Origin of the sequence: Flammeovirga sp. SJP92, assembly GCF_001583495.1 — a bacterium.
Lineage (GTDB): Bacteria > Bacteroidota > Bacteroidia > Cytophagales > Flammeovirgaceae > Flammeovirga.
Genome location: NZ_LQAQ01000055.1, coordinates 1 through 1,154 on the forward strand (window position 1 = coordinate 1; position 1,154 = coordinate 1,154).

The window sequence follows — 1,154 nt, forward strand, 5'->3', positions numbered from 1 at the left end:
CCAAGGCACTTCAGCTTGCAAAGTATCAGGCATTAATAGCTGAAAATAAACGACAACCAAACTCAAAAACTAACAATAACCTATTGATGTATGGAGCTATTGGGCTCCTTGCATTAATAGCGGGTTCAAATTCCTGAAAACTTAATTTTATTAACAAATGTTCGATAAGGAAAATTTAAAACAGGCCGCTATTGGGGCCGGAGCCGTAACGGTGGGTGCCATCGTGGGTAAAAAAGTGCTCGGATATAGTGAGCAGCCTTTAGTTTCCATTGCAGCGATTGTAGCAGGAGGATTAGCAGCATCAAAAGCAGACCGCAAGAATCCTTACCTAGCTCATTTAGGTACAGCACTTGTAGCGGCAGGTGCAACTGGTTTTGTGTCCAACCCAAAAACAGTTGAAAAATTCCCATTCATGAAAAACTATCTAGGAGCACCAGTAGCAGGTAACGCTGTCTCAGGTTTAGATGGTCTTGGAAGTGGTGAATTGGTGTACGGTCCTGACGGTCAGATGTACATGGTTCAAGGTCAAAACGGTATTGCAGGCAACCAGTTCAGACAAGATGAACACGGCAACTTGTACCAAGTAGGAGGTTTGCCTATGGGTTCATTGGATGATGATCTGGATGAACTTGACGGTTTAGGTGAATTTGATGATCTGGATGAACTTGATGGTTTAGGCGAAGCGGATATTGAAGATCTGACAGGTTTAGACTATGCAGACGATATTGAAGACCTAGACGGTTTAGGTGAATTTGATGACGAAGACGAACTTGACGGTTTAGGCGAGATCGACGACTTAGACGATGAACTTGACGGCCTAAATGGAGAGGAGGAAGCCATTATGGCAATGAGCTAAACTCTTCCATTTAACAAAGAACACTCAAATCTCTATTCATACAAGCAAAGTAAGGTGAACTTAGTCACTTCACCTTACTTATTTTTAAAGACTAACAAATTTCTCAATTTTAAAGACCTATTATCATGGCAGGTGTAAAAGTAGACACATCTAAAGAACAACGTCACTTATTCAGAGCGGCAAAGAAAAAAGGCGTTATTTTCGAAGCAACGCGTAAAGAAATTTTAGCAGGAAATGCTAGATTCATGGAAGCCGATTTATTGCACAGAGCGGAAATCACGACAGGTGCAGGTATTTA

Annotated in this window: 1 protein-coding gene; it reads left to right on the forward strand. The window is 41.5% G+C overall.

The window, feature by feature from the left end:
• Window positions 1-157: 157 nt before the first annotated feature.
• Window positions 158-856, forward strand: coding sequence for a hypothetical protein (locus AVL50_RS12120; protein WP_062616765.1), 699 nt, complete (start codon window positions 158-160; stop codon window positions 854-856).
• Window positions 857-1,154: the final 298 nt, after the last annotated feature.

What these genes read in the sequence shown, in the direction of transcription:
- AVL50_RS12120 (WP_062616765.1), top strand. Translation starts at nt 158, where the DNA reads ATGTTCGATAAGGAAAATTTAAAACAGGCCGCTATTGGGGCCGGAGCC.